This window comes from Microbacterium sp. W4I4, assembly GCF_030816235.1.
Taxonomy (GTDB): Bacteria; Actinomycetota; Actinomycetes; order Actinomycetales; family Microbacteriaceae; genus Microbacterium.
In genome coordinates this window covers 700,563-717,328 of sequence record NZ_JAUSXT010000001.1, presented here as the reverse complement: position 1 = coordinate 717,328, position 16,766 = coordinate 700,563, and the positions used below count along the sequence as shown (strand labels likewise).

The 16,766-nt window shown below is 68.5% G+C and carries 16 protein-coding genes and 2 tRNA genes; 10 read left to right on the top strand and 8 right to left on the bottom strand.

Features of this window, described 5'->3' with window-relative positions; genetic code table 11:
- Window positions 1-27 precede the first annotated feature (27 nt).
- The gene (locus tag QF046_RS03425; protein ID WP_307366218.1) at window positions 28-1,023 is read left to right on the top strand and encodes a pirin family protein; all 996 of its coding nucleotides are present in this window, start codon (window positions 28-30) and stop codon (window positions 1,021-1,023) included.
- A 12-nt stretch (window positions 1,024-1,035) separates the two neighbouring features.
- On the opposite strand, the gene QF046_RS03420 is transcribed toward QF046_RS03425, so the two are convergent.
- The gene (locus QF046_RS03420; protein ID WP_307366216.1) at window positions 1,036-1,509 is read right to left on the bottom strand and encodes a carboxymuconolactone decarboxylase family protein; all 474 of its coding nucleotides are present in this window, start codon (window positions 1,507-1,509) and stop codon (window positions 1,036-1,038) included.
- Window positions 1,510-1,685: 176 nt separating this feature from the next.
- On the opposite strand from QF046_RS03420, the gene msrA reads away from it, so the two are divergent.
- Window positions 1,686-2,243 carry a peptide-methionine (S)-S-oxide reductase MsrA gene (msrA, locus tag QF046_RS03415; RefSeq protein WP_307366214.1) on the top strand — a complete coding sequence of 186 codons (558 nt, stop codon included), beginning with the start codon at window positions 1,686-1,688 and terminating at the stop codon, window positions 2,241-2,243.
- A 26-nt stretch (window positions 2,244-2,269) separates the two neighbouring features.
- On the opposite strand, the gene QF046_RS03410 is transcribed toward msrA, so the two are convergent.
- Window positions 2,270-2,764 (bottom strand): Lrp/AsnC family transcriptional regulator, encoded by a 495-nt coding sequence (locus QF046_RS03410; protein ID WP_307366211.1) that lies wholly within the window; start codon window positions 2,762-2,764, stop codon window positions 2,270-2,272.
- Window positions 2,765-2,878: 114 nt separating this feature from the next.
- On the opposite strand from QF046_RS03410, the gene QF046_RS03405 reads away from it, so the two are divergent.
- Window positions 2,879-4,081: a PLP-dependent aspartate aminotransferase family protein gene (locus QF046_RS03405; protein ID WP_307366209.1), complete on the top strand. Its 1,203-nt coding sequence runs from the start codon at window positions 2,879-2,881 to the stop codon at window positions 4,079-4,081.
- 50 nt (window positions 4,082-4,131) lie between these two features.
- On the top strand, window positions 4,132-6,642 hold the full coding sequence (pepN, locus tag QF046_RS03400; RefSeq protein WP_307366207.1) for an aminopeptidase N: 2,511 nt from the start codon (window positions 4,132-4,134) through the stop codon (window positions 6,640-6,642).
- A gap of 16 nt (window positions 6,643-6,658) precedes the next feature.
- Here pepN and QF046_RS03395 read toward each other — a convergent pair whose 3' ends face one another.
- Window positions 6,659-7,297 (bottom strand): MBL fold metallo-hydrolase, encoded by a 639-nt coding sequence (locus QF046_RS03395; RefSeq protein ID WP_307366205.1) that lies wholly within the window; start codon window positions 7,295-7,297, stop codon window positions 6,659-6,661.
- A 167-nt stretch (window positions 7,298-7,464) separates the two neighbouring features.
- Between QF046_RS03395 and QF046_RS03390 the strand changes: the two genes are divergently transcribed.
- From QF046_RS03390 to QF046_RS03370, 5 genes are all read left to right on the top strand, one after another.
- A tRNA-Glu gene (locus QF046_RS03390) sits at window positions 7,465-7,537 on the top strand.
- A gap of 93 nt (window positions 7,538-7,630) precedes the next feature.
- Window positions 7,631-8,479, top strand: coding sequence for an SDR family NAD(P)-dependent oxidoreductase (locus tag QF046_RS03385; protein ID WP_307366203.1), 849 nt, complete (start codon window positions 7,631-7,633; stop codon window positions 8,477-8,479).
- A gap of 28 nt (window positions 8,480-8,507) precedes the next feature.
- Complete coding sequence (locus QF046_RS03380; protein WP_307366201.1) at window positions 8,508-9,533, top strand: LLM class flavin-dependent oxidoreductase; 1,026 nt, start codon at window positions 8,508-8,510, stop codon at window positions 9,531-9,533.
- A gap of 62 nt (window positions 9,534-9,595) precedes the next feature.
- Window positions 9,596-9,671 (top strand) — tRNA-Glu (locus QF046_RS03375).
- A gap of 122 nt (window positions 9,672-9,793) precedes the next feature.
- On the top strand, window positions 9,794-11,164 hold the full coding sequence (locus QF046_RS03370; RefSeq protein ID WP_307366199.1) for an HNH endonuclease signature motif containing protein: 1,371 nt from the start codon (window positions 9,794-9,796) through the stop codon (window positions 11,162-11,164).
- A gap of 45 nt (window positions 11,165-11,209) precedes the next feature.
- On the opposite strand, the gene QF046_RS03365 is transcribed toward QF046_RS03370, so the two are convergent.
- The 5 genes from QF046_RS03365 to QF046_RS03345 are packed head-to-tail and all read right to left on the bottom strand — an operon-like array spanning window position 11,210 to window position 15,501.
- Window positions 11,210-12,016 (bottom strand): SDR family oxidoreductase, encoded by an 807-nt coding sequence (locus QF046_RS03365; protein WP_307366197.1) that lies wholly within the window; start codon window positions 12,014-12,016, stop codon window positions 11,210-11,212.
- A 24-nt stretch (window positions 12,017-12,040) separates the two neighbouring features.
- Window positions 12,041-13,288, bottom strand: coding sequence for an MFS transporter (locus QF046_RS03360; RefSeq protein WP_307366194.1), 1,248 nt, complete (start codon window positions 13,286-13,288; stop codon window positions 12,041-12,043).
- Window position 13,289: 1 nt separating this feature from the next.
- Window positions 13,290-13,826 (bottom strand): helix-turn-helix domain-containing protein, encoded by a 537-nt coding sequence (locus QF046_RS03355; protein WP_307366192.1) that lies wholly within the window; start codon window positions 13,824-13,826, stop codon window positions 13,290-13,292.
- A 59-nt stretch (window positions 13,827-13,885) separates the two neighbouring features.
- Window positions 13,886-14,947 carry a DUF4349 domain-containing protein gene (locus tag QF046_RS03350; RefSeq protein ID WP_307366190.1) on the bottom strand — a complete coding sequence of 354 codons (1,062 nt, stop codon included), beginning with the start codon at window positions 14,945-14,947 and terminating at the stop codon, window positions 13,886-13,888.
- Window positions 14,944-15,501, bottom strand: a complete 558-nt coding sequence (locus tag QF046_RS03345) for an RNA polymerase sigma factor (RefSeq protein WP_307366188.1) — start codon at window positions 15,499-15,501, stop codon at window positions 14,944-14,946. Before QF046_RS03345 ends, QF046_RS03350 begins: the two co-directional genes overlap by 4 nt.
- A gap of 224 nt (window positions 15,502-15,725) precedes the next feature.
- On the opposite strand from QF046_RS03345, the gene QF046_RS03340 reads away from it, so the two are divergent.
- Window positions 15,726-16,718, top strand: a complete 993-nt coding sequence (locus QF046_RS03340) for a TerC/Alx family metal homeostasis membrane protein (RefSeq protein ID WP_307366185.1) — start codon at window positions 15,726-15,728, stop codon at window positions 16,716-16,718.
- Window positions 16,719-16,766 lie beyond the last annotated feature (48 nt).

Here is a 16,766-nt window from a genome sequence, read left to right as displayed (position 1 = left end):
TGACGATCGGACGCCGAGGGGGCCCGCATGACCAACCTGGAGAAGAACCCTCCGGAGCGCGTGCTCGAGCCGGGGGAGCTCTGCCGCGATGTCGAGGTTCTGACCCCGCGTGAGGTGCCGCTCGGCGGCCCGCGGGCCATGACCGTCTACCGCACACTGCCGCAGAAGCAGCGATCACTGGTCGGCGCCTGGTGCTTCCTCGACCACTACGGTCCCGACGACGTCGCAAGCTCCGGAGGGATGGTCGTGCCGCGGCATCCGCACACCGGACTCGCCACCGTGTCGTGGCTGTTCACCGGACGCATCGACCACCTCGATTCCAGCGGTGTCGAAGCGGCCGTGCTCCCGGGCGAGCTGAACCTCATGATCGCCGGCAGCGGCATCACGCACCAGGAGGTCAGCGCGCCCGAGACCACTGTCCTCCACGGGGTGCAGCTCTGGTACGCCATGCCGGAGGCGACCCGGTTCTCCGAGCACGCGTTCGCGCACTACGCCCCCGAACCCGTCGAGCTCTCCGGCATCACCGCTCGCGTGTTCATCGGCTCGCTTCTGGGCTCGACCTCCCCGGTCGAGACCCGGACTCCGGATCTGCTGGGTGCGGAGCTCATCATGGAACCCGGTGCCGAGGTGGTGCTCGAGGTCCGCGCGGACTTCGAACATGCGGCGCTGGCCGAGACGGGATCGATCAGCCTGAACGGCACGCCCGTGCAGCACCGCGAACTCGGCTACACGCCCCTCGGTGCCGACAGCGTGCGCATCGCGGCCGGCGCCGAGGGCGCCAGGGTGATCCTGCTCGGCGGCGTGCCGTTGGGGGAGCAGATCGTGATGTGGTGGAACTTCATCGGACGCAGCCACGACGAGATCGTGGAGTTCCGCCGCCGCTACCAGTCGGAGCTCGGGTTCGAGCCGTCCGACCCCATGGATGCCGACAAGCCCGCCCTGTTCGGACCGTATCCCGAAGGCGAGCTGGCCCCGCTGCCGGCACCGCCGATGCCGACGGTGACCCTGCGGCCCCGCGAGTAGCCCGAAGGCACGTCAGGCCAGCAGCTGTCCGTCGGCTCCGCGGGCGCGCACCGGGTGTTCGCTGAGGATCGAGATCCGGTTGAACGTGTTGATGGTCAGCGCGACCCACTCGGCCGCAGCGAAGGCGGCATCGCCGAGCACGGCCCTGGCGCCGGCCAGATCAGCCTTGGACTCCTCGCTCAACGGCATCCGGGTAGCGGCCTCGGCCACGGCCAGAACCGCCGTCTCCCGCTCGGAGAACAGGGCCGTCTCACGCCACGCGGGCAGCAGGTCGAGCTTCTGCTGGGTGATGCCGGCGGCGCGCGCTTCGCGCGAGTGCAGGTCGAGGCAGAACGAGCAGGCGTTCAGTTGCGAGGCGCGCACCTTGATGAGTTCGGCGTCGTGCACCGAGAGCCCGCTGCTCTCCGCGTGCTTGGCGACCGCCGCCGAGTATGCGGCCGCCGCCTTCCAGACCTCGGGGGCGGACTTGTCCAGATAGGGGCGCATGACTCTCCTCGGTGTGCAGTGCGAGCGGGTGCCGACCCGCCGTCAGCACCAACCTAGAGGGCTTCGCCGGCATTCCCCAGTCCTGAACGCGATGACGGCAGGGCGGCGCGCGTGTGCGCGGATCGAGGGACAATGGAAAGGCAGCACGTCGAGCACCGACCAGAGGAGCGCAGCAGATGACCAGCGGCAGCAGCGACACCGGATCCATCACCCGTCAGCCGAACGCCGAGACGGCCGTTCTCGCCGGCGGATGCTTCTGGGGCATGGAGGACCTCGTCCGTCGTCAGCCCGGCGTGCTCGGCACCCGGGTCGGGTACACGGGCGGCGAGAACGATCACGCGACCTATCGCAATCACCCCGGCCACGCGGAGGCCCTCGAGGTCGTCTACGACCCGACGAAGACCACCTACCGCGACATCCTCGCGTTCTTCTTCCAGATCCACGACCCGTCCACGCTGAACCGTCAGGGCAACGACATCGGCTCAAGCTACCGCTCGGCGATCTTCCCGCTCGACGCCGAGCAGGAGCGGATCGCCCGCGACACGATCGCCGACGTCGACGCCTCGGGCCTCTGGCCCGGTGCCGCTGTCACCACGATCGAGCAGCCCGGGCCGTTCTGGGAGGCCGAGCCCGAGCATCAGGACTACCTGGTGCGGTACCCGGACGGGTACACCTGCCACTTCCCGCGTGCCGGCTGGGTGCTGCCGCGGCGCGACGCCGCTGCCACAGCGTGAGTCTCACGCTCTGAGCCGGATCGGCGTCAGGCCCTCGGGAGCATTCCGACGCCCTCGCGGCGTTCGAAGACCAGCTGCGTCTCCGTCGCCCGCACCACATCGTGCACGGTGATGTGCTCGAGCACGATGTCGCGCAGCGCGGTGGCATCGGTCACGGCCACATGCACGATGAAGTCATCGGCGCCGGCGATGTGGAACACCTGCAGGACCCCCGGCGTGGCGACGAGCGCGTCGAACAGTGCATCGACCCCGCTCTTGCTGTGGTTCGCCAGGCGCACCCGGATCATCGCCTGGACGGTGGCTCCCAGCGCGGCCGGATCGATGACCACGTGCAGGCCCGTGATCACGCCGCGCGAGCGCAGTGCACGCAGCCGGAAGGCGCAGGTCGAGGCCGGGATGCCGAGCCCGGCCGCGAGCTGCTTGACGGGGGCGTCCGGCTGCGCGGTCAGCGCGGCGAGGATGCGCAGGTCGAGTTCGTCCGCCGCGGCGGAGTGCCCAGTGGCGGTGTGCGCTGCTGCCAATTCCTGCTCCCGATGAGTCGATGCTGTTGTTCTCAGAACAACATATGCCCGCGCTCGACCGAATGGTGAACAACGATGGTGGCAGGTGTCCGCTGCAGGGAGCATCCTGGTGTCATGTCTGACCTGCCGCTGCATCCCGACACCGTCGCCGTCCACGCCGGACGCTCCGATTTCGCCGCGATGGGGGTGCATGCCGCCCCGATCGATCTGTCATCGACGAACCCGCTGCCCGACATCCTGCACGGCGGCGACTCGTACGAGTCGATGGCGAACGGCGGGCACCCGCTGGCCGATGGCGGCAATGTGTACGCCCGGCTGTGGAACCCCACGGTCGCCCGCTTCGAAGACGCGCTGGCCGAGCTCGAGCACGCCGACGCGGCGGTCGCATTCAGCTCCGGCATGGCCGCGACGACCGCGGCGATCCTCTCGCACACCACGGGAGCCGGAAAGCATCACATCGTCGCGGTCCGCCCGCTGTACGGCGGCACCGACCACCTGCTGGACTCGGGCCTCCTCGGCGCGGAGGTCACCTTCTGCCACGAGCACGAGGTGGGCGACAGCATCCGTCCCGACACCGGGCTGATCGTGCTCGAGACGCCGGCGAACCCCACCCTCGACCTCGTCGACATCGCGGCGGTCGTCGCGCAGGCACAGGGCGTGCCGGTCATGGTCGACAACACCTTCGCCACCCCACTGCTGCAGAACCCGCTCGACCTCGGGGCCGCGATGTCGCTGCACAGCGCGACAAAGTACATCGGCGGGCACGGCGACGTGATCGCCGGTGTCATCGCCTGCTCCGAGGAGACCGCGCAGGCGCTGCGGCGCGTCCGCGCCATCACGGGGGCACTGCTGCACCCGCTGGGCGCCTACCTGCTGCACCGCGGGCTCGCCACGCTGCCGGTTCGCCTGCAGGCGCAGCAGGCGAACGCGCGCGCCATGATCGCGAAGCTGCAGGACAACCCCGCCGTCGCCGAGGTGTTCTACCCCGAGCTCGACGACGTGCGCGGCATCGTCGGTCGGCAAATGCGCGGAGGCGGGGCGATGATCGCCATCCGCCTGGCCGGGGGATATGCGGCCGCCGAGGCCCTCACCGGTGCCGTCCGCCTGTTCACCCATGCCGTCTCGCTCGGGGGAGTGGACTCGCTCATCCAGCATCCCGCAGCCCTCACGCACCGGCCCGTCGCTCCCGAAGCGCGACCCGGGGCGGACATCGTGCGGCTCTCGATCGGCCTGGAGAGCGTCGAGGATCTGCTCGCCGACCTCGAGCAGGCTCTCGCCAAGGCGCCGTCCCCTGTGGCGACCGCCGGAGGGCGCTGAGGGTCCCGGAATCGCCTGCGACGGCGCGAGCGACGTGACACGATGGAGCAATGACTTCTGCGAACGCGACCGCGAACCTGAGCCGTGAAGAGACTGCCGAGCGGGCCGCGCACGTCACCGTGCACAGCATCCGCGTCGAGCTGGATCTCACCGGTGCGCCGGAGCGGGCGCGGTCGGGATTCCCGAGCATCACGACGCTGACGTTCGACGCGACGACGCCCGACACGTGGATCGACTTCATCGGCGACAGCGTGTCACGCGTGGTCGTGAACGGCGAGGAGCAGGACGTCCGCTGGGACGGTGCGCGCATCCTCCTCGATGAGCTGGCCGAGCAGAACGAGGTCCGCGTCGAGGCCGTCGCCGCATACAGTCGCTCCGGCGAGGGCATGCACCGCTTCCACGATCCCGTCGACGGCGAGACCTACCTGTACACCCAGTACGAGCCGGCCGACTCGCGCCGGGTGATGGCCTGCTTCGAGCAGCCCGACATGAAGGCCGCCTACACCTTCGACGTCACGGTGCCCGCCGGCTGGCACGTGCTCTCCAACCAGTCGCCCGAGCGGGTGCACGAGGGAATCGGCATGCAGCGGGTGGAGTTCGCCCCCACCCTGCCGATCTCCAGCTACATCACCGCGGTCGCCGCCGGCGCCTATGCGCGCATCGACGGGGAATGGTCGCGAGGCGAGCAGCGCATCGAACTCGGCGTGCTGTGCCGCGCGTCACTGGCCGAGCACCTCGAGGCCGACGAGATAATCGAGGTGACCACGCAGGGGCTCGACTTCTTCAGCGACGCGTTCGCGTACCCGTACCCCTGGGGCAAGTACGACCAGATCTTCGTCCCCGAGTACAACCTCGGAGCCATGGAGAACCCGGGTCTGGTCACCTTCACCGAGACGTACATCAACCGCGGAGCGGCGACCGACGCGCAGCGCGGCGGACGGGCCAACACGATCCTTCATGAGATGGCCCACATGTGGTTCGGCGATCTCGTCACCATGCGCTGGTGGGACGACCTGTGGCTGAAGGAGTCGTTCGCCGATTACATGGGCACGCACGCGTCCGCTGCGGCGACCCGGTTCACCGACGCCTGGGCGCGCTTCGCGAACAGCCGCAAGACCTGGGCGTACCGGCAGGATCAGCTGCCCACGACTCACCCGATCGTCGCGGACATCCCCGACCTCGAGGCCGCCAAGCTGAACTTCGACGGCATCACCTACGCCAAGGGTGCCGCCGTCCTCAAGCAGCTGGTCGCCTTCGTCGGCGAGGAGGCGTTCTTCGAGGGCGCCCGGCGCTACTTCGCCGCGCACGCCTTCGGCAACACCACGCTCGGCGATCTGCTCGACGAACTCGAGGAGGTCTCCGGACAGGACCTGCGCGCCTGGTCGCGCGCCTGGCTGGAGACCAGCGGGGTCGCGACGCTGTGGCTGGACGCGGATGCCGATGGCGGCCGCGTCATCGTCCAGGACGGCGGTACCGCCGGCCCAAGGCCGCATCGCCTGCGCGTGGGCCTGTACGACCGGCACGACGGCGGACTCGCGCTGCGCGAGCGCATCGAGCTGAGCATCCACGACGAGCGCACCTCTGTCGAGATCCCGGATGCCGACCTGGTGCTTCTCAACGATGACGACCTCACCTACGCCAAGGCTCGGCTCGACGAGCGCTCCCTGACGACCGTGACCGAGTCGCTGTCCACGCTCGAGGATGACCTCGTGCGCGGACTGGTGTGGTCATCGTTGTGGAACGCGACACGAGACGGCGAGCTCGGCGCAGAACGGTATCTCGACATCGTCCGGCGGCACGCCCCGGCCGAGCCGAACGTCGCGCTGCTCACCGCCGTGCTCGCGAACGCCGCCTTCGCCGTGCGCCACTACGTCGCCGACGAGTCGCGCGAGGGGCAGAGTCGTGCCTGGGCCGACTCCACCTGGTCGGCGCTGCAGTCCGCCGATGCGGGCAGTGACGCGCAGCTGGCCTGGGCCCGTGCGTTCGCGGCGGCATCCGGGTTCAGCGTCGTCCATGCCGACGAGGTGCACAACATCCTCGAGGACCGCGCACCACGCGGACTGCCCGTGGACGCCGACCTGCGTTGGATGATGCTGACCGCGCTCGCGACCACCGGCCACGCGACCGTCACGGAGATCATCGCCGAACGCGCGAAGGACGACACCGCGACCGGGCGCACCGCCGAGATCCGAGCGCTGGCATCCCTGCCGGAAGCCGTGACGCGCGCTGCCGCGTGGGAGGCGGCATGGAACGACCGGTCGCTCACCAACGACCACCTGGATGCCACGATCGGCGGCTTCCGCGCGGGCGGTCGACGCGACCTCATCGCCTCGTTCGACGAGGAGTACTACGAGCGCATCCGCGAGGTGTGGTCGGATCGCAGCATCGAGCTGGCGCAGCGTCTCGTCGTGGGACTGTTCCCGGCATCGCCGACGACCAGCCATGCCGATGCCTGGCTCGAGCAGAACACGGATGCCCCCGGTGCCCTGCGGCGCCTGGTGATCGAGTCCCGTGACGACCTCGCCCGCGACCTGAGGGTGAGGGCCGCTCAGCACGGCTGAGCAGCCCCCACGATGCTCAGAGGTCGATGGAGTCGCCGACCCTGAGGTCGAAGTACTGACCGCCGCCCTGCTCGGTGGCCCACTGCAGGCGCTGCTGATGCATCGTGCGCCCGATCTCCGACAGGGGCACGTCGTGCGTGCCGAACGCCTGCGCAGGGGCGATCTCGAGGACGAAGTCCATCGCGTCGCCGACCTTCAGCCACGGGGCGCCCATCGGCGCGGCGAGCGTGCTCACCTGCACGCCCTCGGGCACGGCATACGAGTCGCCGGGGTAGTACAGCTCGTCGTTGACGAGCACTCCGACGTTCTCGACGGTCGGCAGAGAGGAGTGGATCACGGCGTGGATGCCGCCGAAGAAGCGCAGCGTGAAGGCGCCGGCGGTGACGGTGTCGCCGGGAGCGACGACGGTGATGTCATACCCCTCGGCTGCGGCGGCCACGCCTGACGGCGCGAAGATCGGCACGCCCGGTGCCGCGCTGCGCAGCCGGTCGAGGTGTGCAGGAGTCCAGTGGTCGGGGTGCTCGTGGGTGATGACGACTGCGGTGAGGGCCGCGAGGTCATCCACAGGGGCTGTGAACGCCCCGGGATCGATGATGAGGGTCTGCCCGTCGTGGTCGAGGCGGAGTGCGGCATGTTCGAACTTGGTGAGACGCATGAGCAGATTCAACACCTCCGGCCCATGTGCGACAAGTTCCGTGACGCGACGTGGATCCTCCCGGCTGCGACACGCCCATCTGTGCGTCGGGGCGGCGCTGATTTGGACGCGCGGGAGGCGCCATGGCAGACTTGCACGGTTGCCTGAACGGCCCTCACGGGCCGGACGGCCCCATCGTATAGCGGCCTAGTACGCTGCCCTCTCACGGCGGTAACGCGGGTTCGAATCCCGCTGGGGTCACAGACACGCGAAGGCCCTCCGAGAGATCGGAGGGCCTTCGTCATCCATGCTGGGGATGCTCGACGAAATCGTCCGATCGTTCTGGAGGGCATCATGTCGAAGACCGTCATCATCACGGGGGCAAGCGGAGGCATCGGCGCCGCGGCCGCACGTCGACTGAGCCGCGACGGCCATGAGGTCGTCATCGTCGGTCGATCCCAAGAGAAGACCCGGGCACTCGCGGACGAGCTCGGCACGCCTTGGCATCTGGCGGAGTTCGCAGACCTGTCGCAGGTCCGCAGCCTCGCCGATGCGCTGCTCGCCGCTCACCCGCGCATCGATGTGCTGGCCAACAACGCCGGCGGGATGATGGGCGATCGCACGCTCACCGTCGACGGGTTCGAGCGCACGTTCCAGGTCAACCATCTCGCCCCGTTCCTGCTGACCGAGCTGCTGATGCCCGCACTCACCGCGACGGGCGCGACCGTGATCCAGACCTCCAGTGCGGCTGCCCGCCTGTTCGCCCGATTCGACATCGACGATCTGCAGAACGCGAACGCGTACAGCCCGCTGAGGGCGTACGGCAACGGCAAGCTCGCCAACATCCTCTTCACCGAGGAGCTGCAGCGCAGGCACGGCGACGACGGGATCTCCGCCGTCGCATTCCACCCGGGAATGGTCGCGACCGGCTTCGCCGGCGAGACGAATCACCTCCTTCGTCGGATCTACCACGGGCCGTTCCGGACGCTGTTCACGATTCCGCCCGAGAAGGGTGCGGACCAGTTCGTCTGGCTCGCAGAGGGCAGTGCAGGCCTCACCTTCGTGCCCGGTGGGTACTACGAGTCCCGGAGGATCTCCACGAAGACGAATCCCCAGGCGCATGACGTCGACCTCGCCCGCCGGCTGTGGGACAGTTCTGAGGAGATGGTCCGGCCGTTCCGCGAGATCCATTCGCAGGAATGAAATTGTCGGATGCGAGGTTGACCCCGTCATGAGCGACATCGAATTCGGACTCGACACCTTCGGCGGCGTGACCAATGACGCCGCGGGGGCTCCGGTCCCGCATCCCCAGGTGATCCGCGACATCATCGACCAGGCTGTCCTGGCCGACGGGGTCGGTCTGGACTTCTTCGGCGTGGGGGAGCACCACCGCCCCGATTTCGCCGTGTCCAGCCCCGAGATGGTGCTGTCCGCGATAGCGTCCCGCACCGAACGGATCCGCCTCGGCTCCGCTGTGACCGTGCTCAGTTCGGATGATCCCGTGCGCGTGTTCGAGCGCTTCGCGACACTCGACGCGGTCTCGAACGGCCGCGCCGAGATCGTCGCCGGTCGCGGGTCGTTCATCGAATCGTTCCCGCTGTTCGGGTTCGACCTGCGTCAGTACGAGGAGCTCTTCGAGGAGCGGCTCGACCTGCTCTCGCACCTGCTGAAGGAGGAGCCGGTCACCTGGCAGGGCAGCACCCGTGCCGCGCTCGAGGATCAGCGGGTGTTCCCGACGACCGCCGGGGGGATCCCCACCTGGGTGGGAGTCGGCGGCAGCCCCGATTCCGTCGTGCGTACGGCACGCTACAACTTCGGCCTGTTCCTCGCGATCATCGGCGGACCGGCCGCGCGCTTCGCGCCGTACATCGATCTGTTCGATCGCGCCCAGGACCAGTTCGGGGTGCAGCACAAGCCGGTGGCCGTGCACTCGCCGGGCCTGGTCGCCGACACCGACGAGGAAGCGCGCAGGCTCACGCACGACGGCTGGCTCGCGATGCGCACGCGCATGGGCGAGGAGCGCGGTTGGGCACCGCCCGCGGTGGGCGATTTCGAGCGGGAGATCGAATCGGGTGCGCTGTACGTCGGCTCGCCCGAGACCGTGGCTCGCAAGATCGTGGCGACACTGGGCACGCTGCGGGTCGACCGGTTCGACTTCAAGTACGACCAGAGCCAGATCAGCCACGAGACGATGATGCAGTCCATCGGTCTGTACGGCGAGAAGGTCGTCCCGATGGTCAAGGACATGCTCGGCTGAGCAGGCCCGGCCGGATTTGTTCTGGCCTGGTGGTCATGGCATACTTGAACGGTTGCAATGACGGCCCCATCGTATAGCGGCCTAGTACGCTGCCCTCTCACGGCGGTAACGCGGGTTCGAATCCCGCTGGGGTCACCAACACGAAGAAGGTCCTCCGGATTGTCCGGGGGACCTTCTTCGTTGTGCGTTCGTGATCTGGCGGGTCCCGATTTTCATCGTAGAGGCGTTCGAATGTCGGTGGCCACTCGGATACTTGTTCTATGAACGCCATGGTGACAGCCTCGGACGAGCAGATGAAGTCGCTCGACGCGCTGGTTGAGATGGCGCGGGATGCGGAGCGGTCCGTCAATGCGATGCAGGCCGCCCGCGACGGGGTGCTGGCCCTGGCGTCGCGGTTGGCGATGTCGATGGTCGAGCAGCAAGGCGATGCCGATGAGGCGGAGCTGACGCTGCGGACGGTGGCGGCGGAGCTCGCAGCGGCGCTGCGCGTCAGTGACCGTACGGTGCAGCGGCGGATGGCGGATGCCGAGGTCAAGGTCGACCGGTTCCCAGCGGTGTGGGCGGCGCAGGGTGCCGGGCGGATCAGTGCCGGACACACCCGGGTGATCGTCGATGCCGGGATGCACATCGACGATCCCGACGCGCGCGCAGCGTACGCGGCACGGGTGCTGGAGTTCGCGGAGGATGAATCGCCGAACCGGTTGCGGCCGATCGCGGAGCGCCTGGCCGAGCAGTACCAGGCACGCTCGCTGGACGAGCGACACCAGGAGGCGCGAGAGACGCGGACCGTGTGGGTGAAGGAGCACCCGGATGGGATGTCAGAATTGGGGGTCTTCGGCCCGACTGCCCTGGTGCACGGGGCACTCGACCGGCTCACGCAGACGGCGAAATCGCTCACCGCTGCGCAGAAGCAGAGCACCGACTCCGAACCCGGCGAAGAGGCCGCAGCCGACCTGCGAACGCTCGCGCAGAAGCGCGCCGATCTCGCGTTGGATCTGCTGTTGACCGGTGCGCCGGCCGGGCACGACACTCCGGATGGGCTGCTCTCCGCCATCGTCGCGAAGGTGACCGTGACCGTGCCGGCCCTGACGTTGATGGGCGCTACCGGCATCGAGTCGCCGGCTGCGGAGCTGGAGGGCCGGTCACCGATCGACCCGCAAACGGCCCGGATGCTGGCAGGTGCTGCATCCGGGTGGGATCGCGTGCTGACCCACCCGATCGGCGGGGCAATGCTCGCCGTGGACCGGTACCGGCCCGGGAAAGAACTCAAACGGCATCTGCGAGCGCGCGATCAACGCTGTCGGTTCCCCGGATGCGGGATGCCCGTCCGCGACTCCGATCTTGATCACACGAAGGACGCCGCTTCCGGCGGGCCGACTGCCGATGACAACCTCGCCGCGCTGTGCCGACGACATCACGTCCTCAAACACCACTCGCCCTGGCATGTCATCCAGCTCGGCGATGGGCTGCTGGAATGGACCAGTCCCACCGGACACGTCTACATCGACAGACCACCACCGCAGAACACCGTCACGTTCACAGACAACACGCGACACGCTGACGATCATCCCGACGATCGACCGGCAGATCCGTGGGCGGCGACATCAGAAGCACTCCTCGCGCCCTTCTGAGAGCGCCCTTGCGGCGTACGGGTCGCCGGGTGCCGTTCGGGGGAGTCACACTTCGCGCCACGAATCGTCCTGCACATTCGACCCGGCCTCCGGACCCATCTGCAGCATTCCGCCGTCCACGGACCAGTCGGCGCCGGTGACGTAGCTCGAGGCGGGCGAGGCGAGGAAGGCGATCACCGCGGCGACCTCCTCCGCCTTGCCCGGTCGTCCCAGCGGAATGCCGGGCCGGTGCGTGCGCTCCGCATCCTCTGAGGTGCGTCCGCTGGCCGCGGTGGCGATCTCGCCCGGCGCCACGGAGTTCGCCGTGATCCTGTGCTGACCCAGCTCCTGCGCCATCGTCTTGATCAGCCCGGAGAGCGCATGCTTGGCGGCGATGTACGCGCCGAGGCCGACCCGCGGTTGATGCGCGTGCACGCTGGTCACAGCGATCAGCCGCCCGCCTGAACCGGCGCGCACCATGTGCCGTGCGGCGGTCTGCAGACCGAGGAACGCACCGTCGACGTTCAGCGCCATCGTGTCCAGCCATTCCCGCATCGGAATCTCCAGCACGGCCCTGGGAGTGCTCGCTCCTGCGTTGTTCACGAACACGTCCAGGCCACCGAGCCGATCGCGCAGGTCGTCGACGACACCCGGCACGGCGTCGAAGTCGGTCGCGTCGAAGTGCATCACCACGGCGTTTCGTCCGCGTGCGCGAACGGCTTCGGCGGTGCTCTCGGCGCCCTCCTGGTCTTCGTGCCAGGTGATGCCGACATCCATGCCCGCCTGGGCGAGGGCCACGGCCGTCGCGGCGCCGATGCCGGAGTCGGAAGCCGTGACAATGGCGTGGCGGGGAAGGAATCCGTCTGTCGTCATGCCCGGAAGGCTATCCGGCGCAGCTCATGCCCCGACAGGGGTTGACAGGGCGATGCTCCGGATCTGCGGATTGCGGAGCGGCACGATCATCAGCAGCGCCATCGCTCCGCCGTATATCGCGAAAGGCACGAACAGCGGCAGGATGCCGGCGAGCAGCCCGAACAGGGCCATCGCCACCGGCATCAGGCAGTCATCGCCCAGTCGCAGGATCGACCCGAGCCTGCCGAGGTGGTCGGGCGCGGCGGTCGCCGCGAAGGTCGAGCCCAGCAGCACTGAGGCGAAGCCGGCGGTGAGCCCGACCACGAGGCATCCGGCGCCCACGACGATCTGCGAGCCGGCGCCGAGCGCGACGATTCCGGCGCCCTGTGCGATGAGTGCGGTGAACCCGCCGACCGCCTCGCGACGCGGCCGCCACCGCACGACCACCAGTGCGCCGATCATCGCGCCGCCGCCCACCAGCGCCTCGAACACGCCCACGGCCCCGGCACCCCAGCCCTGCGCCGTCGCCTGCAGCGGCAGGCCGATCGAGATCGCCGGCCCGACGGCCAGATTCAGACCGGACAGCGCGATCACGAGCGTCCGCGTGGCGCGTTCACGGCCGAGGTACCGGAAGCCGTCGGCGACATCCCGCAGCACGCTCTGCTGCGCCGTTGCGCGGGGGAGCGCGAAGCGCGGACGCAGCCACAGGAGGATGAACACGACGACCACCACATACGTGACGGTGTTCAACCCCGCACTGCCGGCGATGCCGTAGGCCGCCACGAGGAATCCGCCGATCGCCGAGCCCGCCATCGTGCCCAGGCGGGAGAGCGTCTGACTGAGCGCGGAGTACGCGGGCAGATCCGCGACATCCACGAGCTGGCGGGGCATGGTTCCGGCCGCCGGCTCGAAGAACGCGTCGCACAGCCCGAAGGCCACACTCGCGGCCAGCAGCAGTGCCACGGTGGGCGTGGTCGCGAGACACCACACCGTCACCGTGATGAGCACCACGATCCGCAGCAGGTTGAAGAGGATCATCAGCCGTCTGGCATCCACGCGATCCGCATACGCGCCCCCGATGAGGAGTACGGCCGCGCGCGGGAGCGTGCCTGCCGCGACGACCAGCCCGGCGACGGCGGGGGAGGCGATCTGCACGGCCGTCCAGGCGAACGCGATCAGGAAGATCGCATCGCCGGCGTCGGAGACGGCCTTGATCGTCAGCCACGCCTGCACCATCCGGTCCTTCCGGAAGGAGGGCGGGCGTCGCAGCATCCGTGTCTCGCTCGTGGTCATCTCACACCTCCGTCGGGAATCCATGCGCGAAGAAGTACACCGGCGTGCGCTCCTGCCCGTCCGTGCGGTCGATCCCCGCCCTCCAGTCGTCGAGCACGGCGCCCAGCCGATGCTGCAGATCCATCAGCTCGTCCGGGGTCGCCCAGGCGAGCGTGTCGGTGTTGAAGCCCTCCATCTCGCTCTGCGCGGACACGCGGTACCAGCGCTGCAGACGATCCAGCTGGTTGCGCACATTCGCGCGCTGCGCCTCGCGAGCGATCAACGCATCCGCGGGGGAGTCGAAGTCGGCGGACGACCAGGTGAACGACCGCCGCGCGAGCTGCCACCAGCTGGCGCGGCGATCGCCGTCCGGCGGATCGACCTGTTCGACGACGCCGGCCTTCTGCAGCATCCGCAGGTGATGGCTGATGCTGCCCACCTGCGCGTCGAGCGTCCGCGCGAGCACGCCGACCTGGGTGGCGCCGTGCAGCAGCAGGCGATCCACGATGCGGCGTCGGACCGGATGCGTGATGGCCGTGATGACCGAGATGTCTTCCACGTCGACAACGCTAAAGGCGAAGTCGGATACTCACAAGAGTTCTTGTATACCCCGGAAAATCAAGGAACTACGCGCCGCCGCCGCCGGATCAGCCAGACCACCAGAAGCACGACGGCGATCGGGACGAGCCAGGGGAGGAGGAATCCGAACGCGACCACGAGGGCATTCAGCGAGACGATGAGCCCGTTCCAACCCGCCAGAAGTCCGTCCCCGAATCCTGCGGGATCGGCGCTCGTCGCAGTCGTGCGCTCGGTGAGCTGCACGCGGATGCTCGACATCGCCACCTGCTCGTCGATGCTCTTCAGCTGCTGCTCGTAGCTCTCCAGCTGCGCCTGGCGCTCGCTCAGGGCGGACTCCGCCGCGATCAGGTCCGCGACCGATCCGGACTTGGCCATCAGCTCGGTCAGCCGCTGCACGGACGCCTTCGACGCATCCACCCGAGCCCGCAGGTCCACGGCCGTGGACGTGACGTCCTGGCGGGAGATGGACGAACCCAGCACCTGCCCTTCAGCTTCGGCGGCCTTCATCGCGTCCGTCAGCTTCGCGGCGGGGATGCGGATGCTGATCCATCCTTCGCCCCGGTCCGGAGGCGGCATCGTGGTCGAATCGATCGGTGCTCCCGGAGCCAGACCGATATCGGTGGACTCGACATAGCCGCCCTGCTCCGCAGCCAGGTCGCTGATCGCAGCCGCTGCCTTCGCGACATCGCCGACGCGCAGAGTCAGCTGCGCGGTCGTGATGATGTCGCGGCCGGCGTCTGCGACATCGCCTGCCGCGTCGACGGCCTTGCCCGCATCCGTCGCGGTCTCGGGCTGACCGATGGCGGGCACGGGGCCGCTGTCGAAGGCTGTGCTCGCGCCGCCTGACGCAGTGTCGGCTGCGCCCGTGCCGCCGGACACCGCATTCATGAGGGGTGGTGTCACGAGCGCGCCCACGACGAACGCCGCGGCGATGCCCAGCCCGGTGACCCAGCGTCGCCGCACACGATGCGGCTCCTGGCGGCGCGCTGAGACGGAGCGGGATGCCGAGTCGTCGCCGATCTCGTCGAACACGGCGCTCTCGATCCGGGCGATGCTGTCGTCGCTGAGCGGCGGCAGTGCGATGCCGGTGTTCTCGGTCATGCGTCTCTCACTTCCTTCACCGCGCCGCGAAGTCGCGTGCGCACCCGGGAGAGACGATTGCGGACGACCGCGTGGCTGACTCCGAGCTCCTCGGCGGCGACCTGGTAGGCGTAGCCGTCGACCGTGCAGAGGCGGAAGATGGCGCGGTCCAGCTCGTCGAGGCGGTCCACCTCGCTCGCGATGCGCTCCGCGAGGGCTGCGGAGATCACCTGATCCTCGACGCTCACCGTGTCGGGGATCGTCTCGTCCAGCGCATCCGCGGTGTGCGCGCGATCGCGTCGCAGCACCCGCAGCCGGTTCGCGGCCTGGAAGCGGCAGATCGTCGCCAGCCACGGCAGCAGCGACTCGCTCGCGAGCTGCAGGGCGGGGAGCTTGCGCCAGGCGACGACGAACGTCTCCTGGGCGATGTCCTCGGCATCCGGGATGGAGCCGAGGATGCCGTGGGCGATCCAGTACACCGGCTTGACGTAGGCGCGATAGATCGCGCGGAAGGCATCCCGATCCCCGGATGCCGCCCGTTCGGCCCATTCGCGGTCTTCGCTGTTCGTCGGCATTCCCGTTCCGATCGCTGGCTGTCGCAGTTTGTCTCTCACCTGAGAGTGTCGGTGGATCACTCATCGTCTCAGACTCGGGTACGATCGTTCGAGCGAAGGGGAGTATCCCGTCATCGCGCGGATCGTCATCACGAGCATCGTCATCGCTGCTCCGGCCGCGTGGCGCACCACGGTGCGGGGAGAGACTTTCGGATTTCCGCCACCCTTCGAAAGGCCCTTCTCCCTTGGACATTCCTGTCTGGTTCGAGATCACCGCGCTGGTCGTGCTGACCGCCATCCTCCTCGGCGACCTGCTGCTCATCCTCAAGCGCCCGCACATCCCCTCCACCAAGGAATCCGCCCTCTGGGTGGCGTTCTACGTGGCGCTCGCCCTGATCTTCGCCGGCGTGCTGTACATCGTCGGCGACGCGAAGACCTCGCTCGACTTCCTCACCGGCTGGGCGATGGAATACAGCCTCTCCATCGACAACCTGTTCGTGTTCATCCTGATCATGACGCAGTTCGCGGTGCCGCGCCGCTATCAGCAGGAGGCGCTGATGGTGGGCATCATCATCGCGCTGATCCTGCGAGCGATCTTCATCATCATCGTCGGCGCCGCAGTGGAGCACCTCAGCCCGATCTTCTACGTCTTCGGTGCGTTCCTGCTCTTCACCGCCATCCGGCAGTCCCTGCCAGACAAGCAGGAGGACGACGCGCAGACCGAGAACTTCATCGTCCGTCAGATCCGCCGGGTCATCCCGATCAGCGATTCGTACGACGGGCCCAAGCTGCGCACGGTCGTCGACGGCAAGAAGATCTGGACGCCGATGCTGATCGTCTTCGTCTCGCTCGGTGTGACGGACCTGATGTTCGCGGTCGACTCGATCCCGGCGATCTTCGGCATCACCACCAACCCGTTCATCGTCTTCACGGCGAACCTGTTCGCCCTGATGGGGCTGCGTCAGCTGTACTTCCTGCTGGGCAACCTGCTCGACCGTCTGCGGTACCTGCACTACGGCGTCGCCTTCATCCTCGCCTTCATCGGTGTGAAGCTCGTGCTGCACGCCATGCACATCAACGAGCTGCCGTTCATCAACGGCGGCGAGCCGATCGCCTGGGCCCCCGACATCGACAACTGGATGTCGTTGGGCGTCATCTTCGGTTCGATGGCCGTCGCCACGATCGCGAGCCTGATCGCATCCTCGCGCGAGAAGCGGTCGGCCACTCTCGAGAGCTGATCGGGTGCGGGTCGGCCGGATGTCATCCTGGTCCGACCCGCACGTCCG